This window comes from Acrocarpospora macrocephala, assembly GCF_009687865.1.
In the GTDB taxonomy this organism is placed as follows: domain Bacteria; phylum Actinomycetota; class Actinomycetes; order Streptosporangiales; family Streptosporangiaceae; genus Acrocarpospora; species Acrocarpospora macrocephala.
Genome location: NZ_BLAE01000007.1, coordinates 83,338 through 98,370, shown reverse-complemented (window position 1 = coordinate 98,370; position 15,033 = coordinate 83,338). Strand labels below are relative to the sequence as shown.

Below are 15,033 nucleotides of genomic sequence, written 5' to 3'. Positions count from 1 at the left end.
GGTCCGCGCCCCCGCTGACCGACCGCGCCACCTGACCCGCACCCGACAACCCCCGGAGGACCGGTGCCCCTCGTCGCCGGGGTCGACTCGTCGACCCAGTCGTGCAAAGTCGTCATCCGCGACGCCGAGACCGGGAAGCTGGTGCGAGAAGGTCGCGCACCACACCCTGTCGGCACCGCCGTGCCGCCGGCCGCGTGGGAGGCCGCACTGTCCGACGCGGTCGCACAGGCCGGCGGACTGGACGACGTAGCGGCTGCCTCGATCGCCGGGCAGATGCAGGGCATGGTGTGCCTGGACGACGGCGGCGCGGTGATCCGGGACGCCGTGCTGTGGAACGATACCCGCTCGGCCGGCGCCGCCGCCGACCTGATCTCGGATCTCGGCGGCGGCGAGGCGGGACAGCGAGCATGGGCGGAGGCGGTCGGCCTGGTACCGGTGGCCAGCTTCACCGTCACCAAGCTGCGCTGGCTGGCCTTGGCGGAGCCGGACAACGCCGCCCGTACAGCTGCGGTGTGTCTGCCGCACGACTGGCTGACCTGGCGACTGTCCGGCGCACCGGGGCTCGATGCGCTGCGCACCGACCGCAGCGAGGCCAGCGGGACCGGATACTGGTCGGCCGCGACCGGTGAGTACCGCCTGGACCTGCTCCGGTTGGCGTTCGGTCGCGACGATGTGCTGCTGCCGCAGGTGCTCGGGCCGACCGGTCAGGCCGGGCACCTGCGCACCGGCGCGCCGCTGGGCCCCGGTGCCGGCGACTGCGCCGCGGCGGCGCTGGGTGTCGGTGCCGAGTCGGGCGACGTGATCGTGTCGATCGGCACCTCCGGCATCGTGTCCACCGTTTCCGACGTGCCGGCCGCGGACCCGAGCGGGATCGTGGCCGGGTACGCCGATATGACCGGCCGGTTCCTGCCGCTGGTGTGCACGCTCAACGCCGCCCGGGTGCTGGACGCGGCCGCGACCATGCTGCGGGTGGACCACGCAGGGCTGTCGGCGCGGGCGCTGTCCGCACCGCCGGGCGCCGACGGGCTGGTCCTGGTGCCCTATCTGGAGGGCGAGCGCACACCGAACCGCCCGCACGCCACCGGAGCCGTGCACGGCCTGACCCTGCGGACCTCGACCCCCGCACACCTGGCCCGCGCGGCGGTGGAGGGCATGCTGTGCGCACTCGCCGACGGGCTGGACGCAATGATCGCGCAGGGCACGACGGTCAACCGGGTCATCCTGGTCGGCGGCGGCGCCCGCTCGGAGGCGGTGCGCCAGATCGCTCCTACAGTCTTCGGCCGCCCCGTGCTCGTCCCACCACTGGGGGAGTACGTCGCCGACGGCGCCGCCCGTCAGGCGGCCTGGGTGTTGTCGGGCGGGCAGCGGCCGCCATCGTGGACGGTCGGGCAGGTTGAGATGCACGAGGCGGACGCCGTGCCGGCGATCCGCGAACGGTACGCCGTGGCCCGCGCGAACGTCCTCGACCGGGCTGGCTGACGGCGCCAGAGCCCAGACCGTTGCGGTCGGGGGCTTTTGTCGTGTCGGGCGCGGTGAGATCCCCGGGCGCTCAATGGTGATGGCCCGCGCCATGAACGGGCCACCACTGCCTTCACCTCCTCGAGCCCCGAGCGCGGCCCAGGACCTGTAAGGGTGTCAACTGTGCCGCACGGAAACTCGAACCTGGGTGGGAGCTGGGACTTTGCCAGCAGCGGCGTGGGCAGATCTGAGAGCATCGCGAGCTGCTGGTGCCCCTCGCTTACATGATCGTAGGGTGCGTGTTGGAGCCGGTGACACCATTTCGGGCGCTGGCAGGCCGCTGGAGAACCCCATCCAGGGGCAGTATGATTTTTGTATGAGCGATGGTAGGAAGGCGCGGATCTCGGTAACGGTCGACCCTGACCTGAACGAATACGCCGAGCGCATGGTCGAAGGGGGCATCGCTCCTTCCGTCTCCGCGGTGGTCAACACCGCGATGCGGGAACTCCGTGCCCGAGACCTGCGAGCCGCAGCGGCCTGGGCCGCGAAGCTGGAGGAAGCCCAGCAGCCAGACATAGCCGCCCGCGTCGACCGGCTCCAGGCGAAAGTGGACCAGCAGCTCCAGGCGCACGGCTTCTCCGCCCCGGGCGCCGCGTGAGCCACATCCGCACGCCTCTCATCCTGGACACCAGCGTCATGGAAGACATCGCCCGCGGCGACGCCGGGCTGATCGAGCTGGTCCAGCGCTACGACAGTCTCGGCCAAAACCTCATCGCGCCCTCACTGGCCATCGCGGGCGTGGCCACCGCACTGCACGGCATCCAGGAAGCGCAAGACCTTCTCGCCGGGATGGCCCGAATGGATGCCGTGACCGTCGCCCAGCTTCACGGGGTCGAGCAGGCATTCGCCCTCGTCCGAGTGATGAACCGTACTGGCCTGGACCCGTGGGACGGCCACGTCGCGGCCATCGCCGACGCGAGTATCTGCCCGATCCTGACCATCAACCCCGCCAAATGGAGCGGTCCGTCCCGAGCACTGGACGATCCCCTCCACATCATCGAGATCACCGACGATCCCGATTGAATACCCATGGTGTGCTCGTATGGGACCGGCGTCTCGATGTCTATGTCCAGCGAACTCCGCCGGAGCGCTACGCCCGCCATGCACGACAGCAGCGGTGGCGCCGAGGTGGGGTGCATAGCAAGATGGACCGCATTGCTCAGCTTCGTGGTGACATGTCGTACTGCAGAGGAGAATGCCCGAATGGAGATCGTGCCGCTGCTCGGAGCGTTCGTTCTCACGCTCGGCGTCGCCACCCCGGCGCTCGCCGACCCGGACATCTCCTCTGTGAGGATCTCCCCCACGACAGTCGAGGTGTCCCAGTCGAAGAGGGCGACGGTGACGGTCAAGGTCAAGGTCGTGGACGCCGACTCGGTGACCGCGACGGCCAGCAGTCGTGACGGTGCCGACGAGGTGACATTCGGCCTGTTCACCGAATACACCGAGGACTACTGGACCGGCATCGCGAGGATCGGCGGCGACATGCCCACCGGGGCGTGGACCCTGCAGATCACCGCCACCGACGGCGATACCACCACCACGACGACCCGAACTTTCTGGGTGAAGCGGAAGACGGCGACGACTCTAGTCGCGACCAAGACCTCGGTGCCCAAGGGCGCCAAAGTCAAGCTGTACGGCCACGTCTATCGGATCACCTCTGACGCCGACCTCAGGCACAAGCTGGTCCGGATCTACTACCGGAAGTCCGGCACCACGGCCTGGCACTCCTTCACCTCGGTGAGGACTGACGGCACGGGCTACTTCGAGAAGACGATCCGGCCGAAGTTCGACGCGAAGTGGATGGCCGTCAGCGTGGCGACCAACACATACGCGAAGTCGGAGTCCCCCGCCAAGTTCATCGACACCTGGCCCTATTGAGTAGCAGATCAGGCACGGGCGGCCAATCGGATCATGCAGGCGCCTACCTGAACCGGCCGGCGCGCCGCTACCAGGGGACGATGGGCGATGCGGGATATGAACGGCACACCTGTACCTGCCGATAACGTCATCCGTGCAGGCCATACGGCTTTCCTGACCCTTCGTGACGTGTGCCTGCTCCGGCTGTCGACAGCCACTGGGGCGGGGCAAAATGATCCCTCGTGCTCTTCCGTCTGGCCTACCTGACTGTCACGAACGCCTTTGCCGCGCTGCGGCTGCTGCCGCTGGGAGATCGAGACAAGGATGTCGAGATCCTTGCCCTGCGACACCAGATCACCATTTTGGAACGGCAACTCGGCGTCGGCACCAGGGTGAGATTCGCCCCGGAGGACCGGGCCTTCCTCGCAGCTCTCCTGACGTCGCTGCCCCGCGAAGTCCTGCGCGGGCTCCGGCTGCTCGTCCGTCCGGACACTGTCCTTCGCCGGCACCGCGATCTGGTCAGGAAGGGCCATGCTCGCGTGTGCCGGAAGAAGCGGCCCGGCCGGCCGCCTACGGTGCGCTCCATCCGCGCTCTCGTTCTACGGCTGGTCAAAGAGAATCCGGCATGGGGTTACCGGCGCGTGCACGGCGAACTCACCACTCTCGGTATCAAGGTCGCGCCCTCCACCGTCTGGGAGATCCTCAAGCAGGAAGGTGTTGATCCGGCACCCGAGCGGGCGTCCACCACGTGGGCCGCCTTCTTGCGGTCCCAGGCTGACGCGCTGCTGGCCTGCGATTTCATCGAGACTGTCACATCGGGCCCATCAAGCCCTGGATCAGGCGGCTCCGCTACGCGCCGTCCCGGATCCCATCACCGATCCGGCTGGAATCGTTGACTTGAGCGTACGCCGACGGGACCGGCTCGGTGGAGTCCTTCACGAATACTCGCGTGCCGCTTGAACTGCACAATCTCAGAGCTAACCGGGCGTCGCTCAACAAGCTCTTTCGTCCCGCGTCGTTGAGTAAGGGGCTACTCATGCGAACCTAGATCCCCCAGAGCCACGATGACGACTGCGGATGATCCGCGCTAAGTCGAGGCTGGAGGGGCAATGTTCGCTTGGTCTGCCCATGGTACGAAGTGGTTGCGGGTGTTGGCCGGGGCCGTCGTGGCTCTCCTGGCGGGTGGGTTGCTGGTCGCTCCGCCCGCTCACGCCGAGGTCGCCTATCCGAATCCGCTGCCCGACTTCTCTCATCCGAACCGGCCCCACGCGCCCCTGTTCAGGGATCGCAGCGATCTCCCGATCCCGCTTCTGGTCGTCTACGCGACGTTCAACGACCAGGCCAACACCACCGAGCAGAGCATCGAGGACAGGTTCTTCCCGCACACCACGTTCAAGACGGTGACGAACTACTTCTTCGCCAACGGCTTGGCCACGATCGCCCCGGTGGTGGAGACCTTCGGGGAGCAGAACAACGGGGTCGTGTTGGTCGATCTGGGCGCCTCCGGGCCCGCCATCGCGCAGGACGCGGCGGAGCGCCGTCGCAGGATGTTGGACCTCGCCGACCCGTTCGTCGACTTCGCCCGGTACGACACCAACCACAACGGCTCGGTTGAGGACTCCGAACTGGCCGTCTTCACGATCTTCACCTCCCGCCCCGGTACGGACTACTGCGGGCAGACCAGGGGCGTGGCCCAGGGTCGCGAACTGGACGGCAAGAGGGTCGCGTTCCGCACCGGGGACGCGGGAACCGCGACCAACCGGATGACCCTGGCCCACGAGCTCGCCCACCAAGTCTACGAGCTCGAGGACCACTACGGTTTCGGCGTCGGCGCTTTGGACATCGCCGGGCCCACCTGCATCCAGGGTGAATGGTGGTTCGAAACCAACATCTGGCACCGGATGCACCTGGGCGGCCAGAAGCCGATCGTGGCCGTCAAGGACGGGTACGTCGACCTGTCCGCCTCCTCCATCGGTCAGGCGTACCTGCTGTACGACCCGGAGAAAGGCACCGACGACTACTTCCTGGTCGAGGCCAGGGACCCCGCGCCTGGTACCTACGACGAGAACGCCTCCGACAGCGGGCTCGTGGTCTGGCGCATCGATGAGCGGAACGTTCGGAGCGGGATCGAATCCAAGCGCGGAGTCGAGCTGATCCGGCCGGACGGTGTGCGCATCCCCGGCTGCGACGACGAGGACCTGGACGGCCGGGAAGGCGAAGACCCCGACAACGACGTGGACGACGATCGCGACGGGCGGATCGACGAGGACGTCAAAGAGGACGACGGGAACTGTTACGGCGGGAGTGACACCGATGCCTGGAACCCCACCGACACCCGGACCGTGCTGCGGACGATGAACGCCGCCTGGGCCGACGGAAGCCCCGCCAAGGTCGCCATCCGGGCGATCGGCCGCCCGTTCTACGCCGACACCTCCAACGAGAAGCGTTTCCTGGCCTACCTCGACGTGCGCGGCCCCGGCATCCTCATCGACCCGGCCCGCAGTGACGGCAACGCGCCGCACCCGACGGTCGCGCTGGGTAGCACCTTCGAGTTCACGTACCCGGTGCGCAACACCGGCGAGGCCACCGACACCTTCGAGTTCACCGTGTACGGGCCCGACGGCTGGTCGGCCACCACGGACACGATGACCCTCGGCCCCGGTGTGGCGTCCACTGCCGTGATCAATGTCACCGTTCCGACCGGCATCCTGTATGACCGCACCACGCTGCGGGCCTCGGGCCGGAGCACGACCAACCCGGACGTCCGGACCGATTACCAGTTCCTGGCGGACATCGTCAAACGTCCGCTGGTGCTCACCTACGGCGGCGACCGGTCGAGCGACTACTCCGACCCGGCGCAACTCGTCGCCGCGATCCGGGACGGCATCACCGCCCAGCCCGTGACCGGCAAGCAGGTGACCTTCACCGTCGGCACCGACACCTTCCAGGCGACGACGGACGCGGCCGGGGTCGCCCGCGCCACCTGGGCAGGGGGCTCGCCCGGCGGGTACGCGATCCACGTCCAGACCCCCGAGGACGCGCTCTACCGCGGCGGCTCCACCGTCGCGCCGTTCACCGTGAACCCTGAGAAGGCGACGGTGACGGTCACGAGTGACGGCACACAGGCCGCGTTCGGCGCGACCCTGACGCTCAAGGCGGTCCAAGAGAACGACGGCCACCCCGGCGACCTCACCAAGGCCGGTGTCACCGTCACGCTGACCCCCACGCTCGGCGACAATTCCCTGGTCCGTACGGCGATCTTCGACGCGGCGGGCAACGCCACCATCCGGCTCAACGCGTCCGCCGACCTCTGGTCGGTGAACCTCACCACGAACGGCGGCTTCTTCTCCGCCCCCACGGTCGAGTCGAGTCTCGCCCTGTACGACCCCGGCGCCACCCTCACCGGCTCCGCCCTGGGCAGATCCCAGGAGCCCGCCGCCCGAAGCGGTACCCAGCCGGGCACCACCGTCCTGCTCACCTCGGCCCTCTTCTACCTGGGCACCCACCCCCTCGGCACGACCACCCTCACCTACGGCACCAAGCTCTTCATCGCCAGTAGGACCAGTTGGATGATCGCCTCAGGCGACAAGGCCATCCTCGAAACCACCGGCACCTTCAACGGCGGCCCCGCCAAACTCCGGGCCACCGTGACGGACAAGGGCCCCCTCTTCCGAGACGCCTTCATCGTCACCATCTCCACACCCAACGCCACCTACACCGCCAACGTCCCGACCGCCACCGGCAACCTCACGGTCAGGACGTCCCCCTCCCGCTAGGCCAAGCCCAAGCGCTCGGATGCTCAACTCGCAAATCCGAGCGCTTGGCAGGCCAGGTCACCTCGACCGCGTGAACCTTCCGCCGGCCGCCGGTCGAATGGCTCAGCCACGGCGTTGGACCCATAGATGCCGAGAATCGTGTCAGGTCGGCACGGACCATGCCCGCGATCCGGGGAGCGGTTCACCCCACCGGCGCCGGAGCAGCTGGCACGAACAGGACTGAGGACGATGGCACTCGGTTCACGCCCACCGGCGTGGGAAGCAGGGCGACGAGATCACGTCACGACTGACGGGCGCCGGTTCACCCCCACGTGGGGGTGAACCGAAGGCCGGGGAGGTGGTCGACTGGCTGAAGGGCTGCTCCCCACGACCGTGGGGGTGAACCGTGCTCCCGGCGGTCCGGTCATGGAAAGTCCTCTCGGTCCACGGTTGTCTGTCAGCTCGGTTGTGCGAGGTTGGCACGATTCCTGGTCGGCTCCTGGTCGAGCAGAGGCGATACGCAACAGCGCCTGCGAGGTAACCCTCTTCGATCAGCATCACGCGCGCTCGGTCATCCAACCGTGCCCGATCCGCAGTGAACTTGTCCCGGGGAAGGGGTCTGGGCAGGTCTTTGTAGATGTCAGTGGCCGGTCTCTCGGGGCCGTACTCGATGGTCGACCATCGCAGAGTCCAAGCTGCTCTACACCCCGGACGAGGCGGCCGTCCTGCTCGGAGTGAAGCCCTCCTGGCTGCGCCGCAAGGCCGCCGCCCGCGCCGTCCCGTGCACCTTCCTCGGCAAGCACCTGCGCTTCTCCCGCACCGACCTGGAGGCGATCGCCGCGGCCGGGCATCGCCCGGCGGCTTGACCACTCGCGGGCAGGGGAGCGTCGATGACCCCTACCCACCCCATCCACCCGAATGATTGTGGAGGCGATCATGGCATGGGCGGAGAAACGCGGCCCGTGGTTCCGGGTCCGCTACCGCGACGCCGACGGCGGCGTGCACACCACTCCTGACAAATACCCCAGCAAGAATGCCGCCCCGGCACCCGCGCCAAGTACGACCATCACCTCGATCAGCACATCCCGCCGATCTTCGGTCAGGTAAGCCTTGATGGCATCCGGCGGATGGCGGTCAGGGAGTGGGCCGCCGACCTGGCCGTCCGCTACGCCCCGGCCACGGTCTCCAGCATCGTCACGCTGCTGTCGGTGGTGCTGAACGCGGCCGTGCACGAGCAGGTGATCGCGGTCAACCCTGAAGATCAGCAGCCGCACCGGCGGCGGCAATCCACGTCACGGCCGCCCGATCCCCCAGGAAAGCACATCCTGCCCCTGGCGGAATGGGCCGGAAGGTTAGGCGGCCGCACCGCCGAGATCCAGGGTCCTGACCGCGGCGTTCACCGGCATGCGCTGGGGCGAGTTGGCCGGGCTGGCCCGCCCCTACTGCCGCACCAGCGAGAACATGATCTGGATCCACGCCGAGGTCGGGGCATTGCACGAGGTGAAAGGGGAACTGTGGCTGGGCCCGCCCAAAAGCCAGGCGGCGGTCCGCCGGATCGATCTGCCGCCGTTCCTCGCCGCCCTGCTGGAGGAGGCGATGGACGCCCACACGCATGAGCTGGTCTTTTCCGGCCTGGAGGGCGGGTGGTTACGCCGCTCCAATTTCGCTCGCCGGATCTGGAGGCCCGCCTGCGACGACGGCCCCAAGATTCTTCCCGGCGCGGTCTTTCACGGGCTGCGGCATCTGTACAAGAGCGTCTTGATGGAGGCCGGTATCCCGCACGTTCTGCAGTTCGAGCGGCTCGGGCACGAACTGGGCGGCATGGACGGCGTCTACGGTCACGTCACCGAGGCGATGCGCACCCGTCTGATGGATGAGCTGCAGCGCCGCTGGCGCAAACGTGGCAAGGGTCGGAAACGGTGATTCGGCGGTGGCCGGCGGACCGCTGAAGGGTCCCGCTCGGGGTGTGCTCCGGAGGGAGCAGAAATGCTCCCGGTTTCGGGGTGACCTCTACCCGGCTAAACCGGGCAGACCGCTACCGATCGGGGTAGTGGTCTTGATCTTCCGGGAGCAGTGTGCTCCCGTTTTGCTCCTGATCCCAGGGTCAACGATCTTCGAAACGAACAATCCCAGGCCGTTGGCCTGGGATTTGTTGAGTGGACGATACTGGGATTGAACCAGTGACCTCTTCCGTGTCAGGGAAGCGCTCTCCCGCTGAGCTAATCGTCCGGGGACTGCGAGCGGAAGACGGGATTCGAACCCGCGACCCTCACCTTGGCAAGGTGATGCTCTACCACTGAGCCACTTCCGCGTGATCTTGCCGGGTGGGGCCCGGCTCACGGAGAGAACACTAGCGAATCCTGGCTGACTCCCCAAATCAATTGTCGTGTAAGGAGCTACCATGCTTGACGATGGTTACCTCCGGAGGGTGATTATGGACGTTGAGGTTGGGCCTGGGCCGTTGGGCTTTGCGGATGTCGTACGGGTGGCCAGGTATGGGGCCGGGGTGCGGCTGAGTGAGGTGGCCGTCGCGGAGATGTTCGCCTCGCGGGGGAGGATCGAGGAGCTCGCCGAGGGGGACACCCCGGCTTACGGGGTTTCGACCGGGTTCGGGGCGCTGGCGACCAGGCATATCGATCCGGGGCTGCGGGCGCAGTTGCAGCGGAGCCTGGTGCGGTCGCATGCGGCGGGGTCGGGGGCCGAGGTCGAGGATGAGGTCACGCGGGCGCTGATGCTGTTGCGGCTCAGGACGCTGGCGTCGGGGCACACGGGGATCCGGCCGAAGACGGCGCGGGTGCTGGAGAGCCTGCTCAACGCGGGGATCACGCCGGTTGTGCATGAGTACGGCAGTCTGGGCTGTTCCGGGGACCTCGCTCCGCTTTCCCATGTGGCGTTGACGATCATGGGGGAGGGGGTCGTCCGGGATGCGGACGGTGTGCTCATGGACGCGCCCGAGGCGCTCAAGCGTGCCGGGATCGAGCCGGTCGAGCTGGCGGCCAAGGAAGGGCTCGCGCTGATCAACGGGACCGACGGGATGCTGGGGATGCTGGTCCTCGCCATCGAGGATCTGACCCGGTTGCTGAAGGTCGCGGACATCAGCGCGGCGATGAGCGTGGAAGGGCTGCTGGGGACCGATCGGGTGTTCTCGGCCGATCTGCAGGCGTTGCGCCCGCATCCGGGGCAGGCGGCGAGCGCGGGCAATCTGCGGCGGCTGCTGCGCGGTTCGGGGATCATGGAGTCGCATCGGGACGGGACCTGCACGCGGGTGCAGGACGCCTACTCGTTGCGGTGCGCGCCCCAGGTCGCGGGGGCCGCGCGGGACACGGTCGCGCACGCGGCGGCGGTGGCGGAGCGGGAGCTGGCCAGCGCGATCGACAATCCGGTCGTGCTCGCGGACGGGCGGGTGGAGTCCAACGGGAACTTCCATGGCGCGCCGGTGGGATATGTCCTCGATTTCCTGGCCATCGCGGTGGCGGATGTGGCTTCCATGTCCGAAAGGCGTACCGATCGGATGCTCGATGTGGCGCGGAACCATGGGCTTCCGGCGTTCCTGGCGGATGACCCGGGAGTGGACTCGGGGCACATGATCGCCCAATACACCCAGGCGGCGATCGTTTCCGAGCTCAAGCGGCTGGCTGTTCCGGCGAGTGTGGACTCGATTCCGAGTTCGGCCATGCAGGAAGATCATGTGTCGATGGGGTGGTCGGCGGGGCGGAAGCTGCGGCGGGCGATCGACGGGCTCACCCGGGTGCTCGCCGTCGAGGTGCTGACCGCGGCGCGGGCGATCGAGTTGCGGCAGCCGTACCAGCCGGCGGCGGGGACGGGCGCGGCCGTGGCGCTGCTGCGCGAGTCCGTCTCGGGGCCGGGGCCCGACCGGTTCCTCGCGCCCGAGATCGAGGCGGTGGTACGGCTAATCGCGGACGGATCCCTCGTCGCGGCAGTCGAGGCCACAACCGGCCAGCTGTCCTGAAATTTCGGGACGCTAAGCCCGAATGCCGCCACGGGCGGAGGGCTGGGAGAATGGGCGGATGCACGACGCGTTCGCCCATATTGGCGGCCGGCTGGCCGTCGGCCTGCGGGATGTGACCACCGACCTCGCGGCGCTGGACTCCGAGGGCTGGTGGGGGGTCGTCGTGGATTTCGAGGGCAAGGTCACCTGCGCCCGTTTCGACCAGGTACGGCCCTCCTCGCTCCCCACGCCCACCCGCCCCTGGCGAGGACCTGCCCAGGATTCCTGGCGCTCCTCCCTCGACCAGAAGGGCTACGAGCACGCCGTCCAGGAGATTCGCGACGAGATCGAACGAGGTGAGGTCTACCAGGCCAACCTCTGCCGAATCATGTCCGCCCCCCTCGAAGGCCCGCAGGACCCGCTCGCCCTCGCCGTCCGCCTGGCCGAGGGCAACCCCGCCCCGTACGAGGCCGTGATCAGCGTCCCCGGCCTGGCCGTGATCTCCGCCTCCCCGGAGCTCTATCTCGGTAAAAATGGCGACATAGTTGAGTCACGCCCGATCAAAGGCACCGGCGTGACCCCGGACGACCTTCTCGAAAAGGACTACGCCGAGAATGTGATGATCGTCGACTTGGTGCGCAACGATCTCGGCCGGGTCGCCGAGGTCGGAACCGTCAGCGTTCCCGCGCTGTGCGAAGTCGAGGAACATCCCGGTCTCGTGCATCTTGTCTCGACCGTCCGGGCGCGTACCACCGCGGGCTGGCCGCAGCTGTTCGGCGCGACCTTTCCGCCCGGTTCCGTCACCGGGGCCCCCAAGTCTTCGGCGCTTCGCATCATCAATCGGCTCGAACCAGAGCCGCGCGGGCCCTACTGTGGGGCGGTGGGCTGGGTGGATGCCGACCGGCGCGAAGCGGCGCTGGCCGTTGGCATCCGCACCTTCTGGATCTCCGGTGAAGAGATCCATTTCGGCACCGGAGCGGGCATAACCTGGGGCTCCGATCCCCGGCTTGAGTGGCGGGAAACCGAACTGAAGGCCGAACGGCTCATCGGTCTGGCGTCCTTTGGAGGTTAGGTAATGAGTGTCCCCATCTGGGTCAACGGCGACCTGCTGGCACCGGAGCAGGCGGTCGTGTCCGTCTTCGACCACGGCCTGATGGTCGGCGACGGCGTCTTCGAGACGATCAAATGCATGGACGGGAAATCGTTCGCGCTCACCCGCCACCTCGACCGGCTGGCGCTCTCCGCGAAGCGGGTCGATCTCCCCAAACCCGACCTGGCCGCCATCGCCGACGGCGTCCGGCGCTGCCTCGAAGCCGCCCCGGCCTGGGCGCTCGGCCGCATCCGCGTCACCTACACCAGCGGCCCGGGCCCGCTCGGCTCCGACCGGGGCGCCGAGGGCACCAACACGATCATCATCGTGGGCGAGCAGAAGCCGTTCCCCGCGGCGGCCGAGGTCGTCGTCGTGCCCTGGCCGCGCAACGAGCGCGGCGCCCTCGCCGGCGTGAAGTCCACCTCGTACGGCGACAACGCCAAAGCCCTCGCCTACGCCAAGGAACGCGGTGGCGGCGAGGCCATCTTCGAGAACCTGGCCGGCAACCTGTGCGAGGGCACCGGCAGCAACGTGTTCCTGGTGACCAAGGGGCGGCTGATCACGCCCACCCTCGCGTCCGGCTGCCTGGCCGGGGTGACCAGGGCGCTGACCCTCGAATGGTGCGACGGCGCCGAGCAGGACGTTCCGCTTTCCACGCTTTACGACGCGGAAGAGGCCTTCCTCACCTCGACCACCCGCGACATCCAGCCCATCGGCTGGGTCGACGGCAAGCCCCTGCCGCAGGCGCCGGGCCCGGTGACGCTGGCCGCCATGCGGACCTTCGCCGCGCGCTCGGCGGACGATCTCGATCCGTGAGAGCGGCCGTCGCCCTCGCCGCCGTGCTCGTGGCCGCCTGCTCGGCGGCCACGCCGGAGACGCCGCTGGTCGCCGGGTCCGGCGCGCCGGTGGTCGTGCCGGGCGGGCCCGGCGGCGTGGGCCGTACGGCGACGCCGGGGGAGCGGATCGGGACGGGGGAGTCCCGCTCGACCGGCGCGGATGTCCGGTTCGCGGAGATGATGATCCCGCATCACCGGCAGGCCCTGGAGATGGCCGGGCTGGTCCCGGACCGTACCACGAACGCCCAGGTCACGGCCCTGGCGCGGCGCATCGAGGCGGCGCAGCGCCCCGAGATCGCGGTCATGACCTCCTGGCTGGCCGCTCTCGGCCGCGCGCCCGCCCACGATCACCCGGATGGGTACGGCATGGCCAGCCTGCCCGAAATGAACAACCTCCGCACGGCCAGGAACGCGGCCTTCGACCGGCTTTTCCTCACCCTGATGATCAAGCACCACGAAGGCGCGCTGACGATGGCCGCCGAGGAACTCCGCGACGGCCGTGACCGCATGATGCGCACCCTGGCCACCGACGTCGCGCGCGGCCAGCGGATCGAGATCGCCCGCATGCGCGAAATGCTCTAGTACGACCGCTGGGTCTGCACGTTGAGTTCGGTCATCTTCACGGCTTTGGCGGGATCGGTCAGCGGATCGGTGATTTCCAGGACGTCCAGGCCCTTGGTGATGTCACTGGAGTAGATGTAACCGTTGTAGTAGTACGCCGACCATGACCCGCCGAGCTGCTTGCCCGGCGGCAGCGGTCCGCGCTCGAAGAACCCGATCTCGCGAGGATTGTCGGAATCGGTGAAGTCCCAGACCGAGACGCCGCCCTGGTACCAGCCCTGGACCATGACATCCTTGCCCGGCACCGGGATCAGCGAGCCGTTGTGCGCGACGCAGTTCTCCTCCGGACTCTGCGCCCGCGGAATCTTGAAATATCCGCGTTTCTGGAGCTTCGGACCGGCGACGAGGTCGTAGATGGCGTTCGCGCCCTGGGTCTCGTCCACGTTCGCGTCGCAGGTCGGAGCCATGCCGCCGCCCAGCTCGTCCCCGAAGACGACCTTGGTGCCCGCGTTGTTGAACGTCGCGGAATGCCAGATCGCGAAGTTCTCGTCCTGGACGACCTGCAGCGTCTTCGGCCGCAAAGGATCGGTGATGTCCAGCAGGAAACCGTCCCCGAAACACGCGGCCGCCGCCAGTTTCCGCTCGGGATAGACGGTGATGTCATGACATCCGGCCGGATTGAACTCGGACTCCCCGTCCCCGCCCGGCCGATCCTGGAAGACGTCGGGTTTCGCGGCCACCCGGGCGGCCTTGGGGTTCTGCACCGGTACGTCGACGATCGTCAGGTTCTGATGCGGTGGCGGGCAGTTCCGCTCGTCCGGTACGGAAGCCGGCGACGACACGTACACATATATCGACGTTTTACCGGGAACGAGCGCGTGCGTGTGGGATCCGCAGTCGGTCCGCACCGAGGTCACGTACTCCGGCTTGGCCTTGTCGGAAATGTCGAATACGCGGATGCCCTCCCAGGCCGTCGGCGCACCCGGATCCGACGCCTGACCCTGGCAGGTGTCATCGCTCCTGGGCGAATCCACCGACAGGAAGAGCAAATTCCCAGATACCGAAATATCGTTCTGCCCACCCAGGCACACGGTCCGCGACACCACCGCGGGTTCCGCCGGATCCGCGATATCAACAATCGTGAAACCCTCATAATTGCCGACATATGCGTACGTGCCCTGGAACGCGAGATCTGTCCCCCAGGCCTGCGGTCCGTCGAACGGCGCTTCCAGCGGCACGTTGGCGACCAGCCTGACGTTGTCACTGTGCTTGATCTCGTCGACGCCGGGCATGCCTCCCGTCTCCGGTGGGGTCGTGGCGGCGATCGGGGGCCGCGTTTGAGGCGGTTCCTCCACCGCCGGCGACGCGCACGCCCCCAGCAGTAAGACCCCCGCGAGCAGCGACGCTCCCGTCCCACGCCCCATCTCGGCGCCCCCCTATCTCCAGACAGGACGCTATGTCAGGAAA

The 15,033-nt window shown here is 68.1% G+C and carries 13 protein-coding genes, 2 tRNA genes and 1 pseudogene; 13 read left to right on the top strand and 3 right to left on the bottom strand.

Annotated features, from left to right (window positions below):
* The first annotated feature begins 63 nt into the window (after positions 1-63).
* The 9 genes and pseudogenes from Amac_RS06300 (at position 64) to Amac_RS06260 (ending at position 9,053) form a co-directional block, all read left to right on the top strand.
* Positions 64-1,479: a xylulokinase gene (locus Amac_RS06300; protein ID WP_155353361.1), complete on the top strand. Its 1,416-nt coding sequence runs from the start codon at positions 64-66 to the stop codon at positions 1,477-1,479.
* A 355-nt stretch (positions 1,480-1,834) separates the two neighbouring features.
* A complete protein-coding gene (locus tag Amac_RS06295) occupies positions 1,835-2,116 on the top strand; it encodes a hypothetical protein (protein WP_155353360.1) in 282 nt (93 codons plus the stop codon).
* Positions 2,113-2,541: a PIN domain-containing protein gene (locus tag Amac_RS06290; protein WP_155353359.1), complete on the top strand. Its 429-nt coding sequence runs from the start codon at positions 2,113-2,115 to the stop codon at positions 2,539-2,541. The genes Amac_RS06295 and Amac_RS06290 overlap by 4 nt, the downstream gene beginning before the upstream one ends.
* Before the next feature lie 180 nt (positions 2,542-2,721).
* Entirely contained in the window at positions 2,722-3,396 is a 675-nt protein-coding gene (locus tag Amac_RS06285) for a hypothetical protein (protein ID WP_155353358.1), read from the top strand.
* A gap of 221 nt (positions 3,397-3,617) precedes the next feature.
* A complete protein-coding gene (locus Amac_RS06280; protein WP_218040899.1) occupies positions 3,618-4,271 on the top strand; it encodes a helix-turn-helix domain-containing protein in 654 nt (217 codons plus the stop codon).
* Positions 4,272-4,484: 213 nt separating this feature from the next.
* Complete coding sequence (locus tag Amac_RS06275) at positions 4,485-7,151, top strand: hypothetical protein (RefSeq protein ID WP_155353357.1); 2,667 nt, start codon at positions 4,485-4,487, stop codon at positions 7,149-7,151.
* 659 nt (positions 7,152-7,810) lie between these two features.
* A complete protein-coding gene (locus Amac_RS06270; protein ID WP_155353356.1) occupies positions 7,811-7,996 on the top strand; it encodes a helix-turn-helix domain-containing protein in 186 nt (61 codons plus the stop codon).
* A 153-nt stretch (positions 7,997-8,149) separates the two neighbouring features.
* Positions 8,150-8,224 (top strand): annotated as a pseudogene (locus Amac_RS57845) (hypothetical protein); the annotation flags it as partial.
* 289 nt (positions 8,225-8,513) lie between these two features.
* A complete protein-coding gene (locus Amac_RS06260; protein WP_281356250.1) occupies positions 8,514-9,053 on the top strand; it encodes a tyrosine-type recombinase/integrase in 540 nt (179 codons plus the stop codon).
* Between the two features lie 234 nt (positions 9,054-9,287).
* Here the strand turns inward: Amac_RS06260 and Amac_RS06255 are convergent.
* Positions 9,288-9,359, bottom strand: a tRNA-Val gene (locus tag Amac_RS06255).
* A 10-nt stretch (positions 9,360-9,369) separates the two neighbouring features.
* A tRNA-Gly gene (locus Amac_RS06250) sits at positions 9,370-9,441 on the bottom strand.
* Between the two features lie 123 nt (positions 9,442-9,564).
* Between Amac_RS06250 and hutH the strand changes: the two genes are divergently transcribed.
* Genes hutH through Amac_RS06230 form a run of 4 tightly spaced genes read left to right on the top strand, consistent with a single transcriptional unit; the run spans position 9,565 to position 13,587 of the window.
* On the top strand, positions 9,565-11,100 hold the full coding sequence (gene hutH / locus Amac_RS06245) for a histidine ammonia-lyase (RefSeq protein ID WP_155353354.1): 1,536 nt from the start codon (positions 9,565-9,567) through the stop codon (positions 11,098-11,100).
* A 58-nt stretch (positions 11,101-11,158) separates the two neighbouring features.
* On the top strand, positions 11,159-12,151 hold the full coding sequence (locus tag Amac_RS06240) for a chorismate-binding protein (protein ID WP_155353353.1): 993 nt from the start codon (positions 11,159-11,161) through the stop codon (positions 12,149-12,151).
* A gap of 3 nt (positions 12,152-12,154) precedes the next feature.
* Complete coding sequence (locus Amac_RS06235; protein WP_155353352.1) at positions 12,155-12,985, top strand: aminotransferase class IV; 831 nt, start codon at positions 12,155-12,157, stop codon at positions 12,983-12,985.
* On the top strand, positions 12,982-13,587 hold the full coding sequence (locus Amac_RS06230) for a DUF305 domain-containing protein (RefSeq protein WP_246268100.1): 606 nt from the start codon (positions 12,982-12,984) through the stop codon (positions 13,585-13,587). Before Amac_RS06235 ends, Amac_RS06230 begins: the two co-directional genes overlap by 4 nt.
* Here the strand turns inward: Amac_RS06230 and Amac_RS06225 are convergent.
* Positions 13,584-14,990, bottom strand: a complete 1,407-nt coding sequence (locus Amac_RS06225; RefSeq protein WP_155353351.1) for an LVIVD repeat-containing protein — start codon at positions 14,988-14,990, stop codon at positions 13,584-13,586. The genes Amac_RS06230 and Amac_RS06225 overlap by 4 nt on opposite strands.
* Between the last annotated feature and the right edge of the window lie 43 nt (positions 14,991-15,033).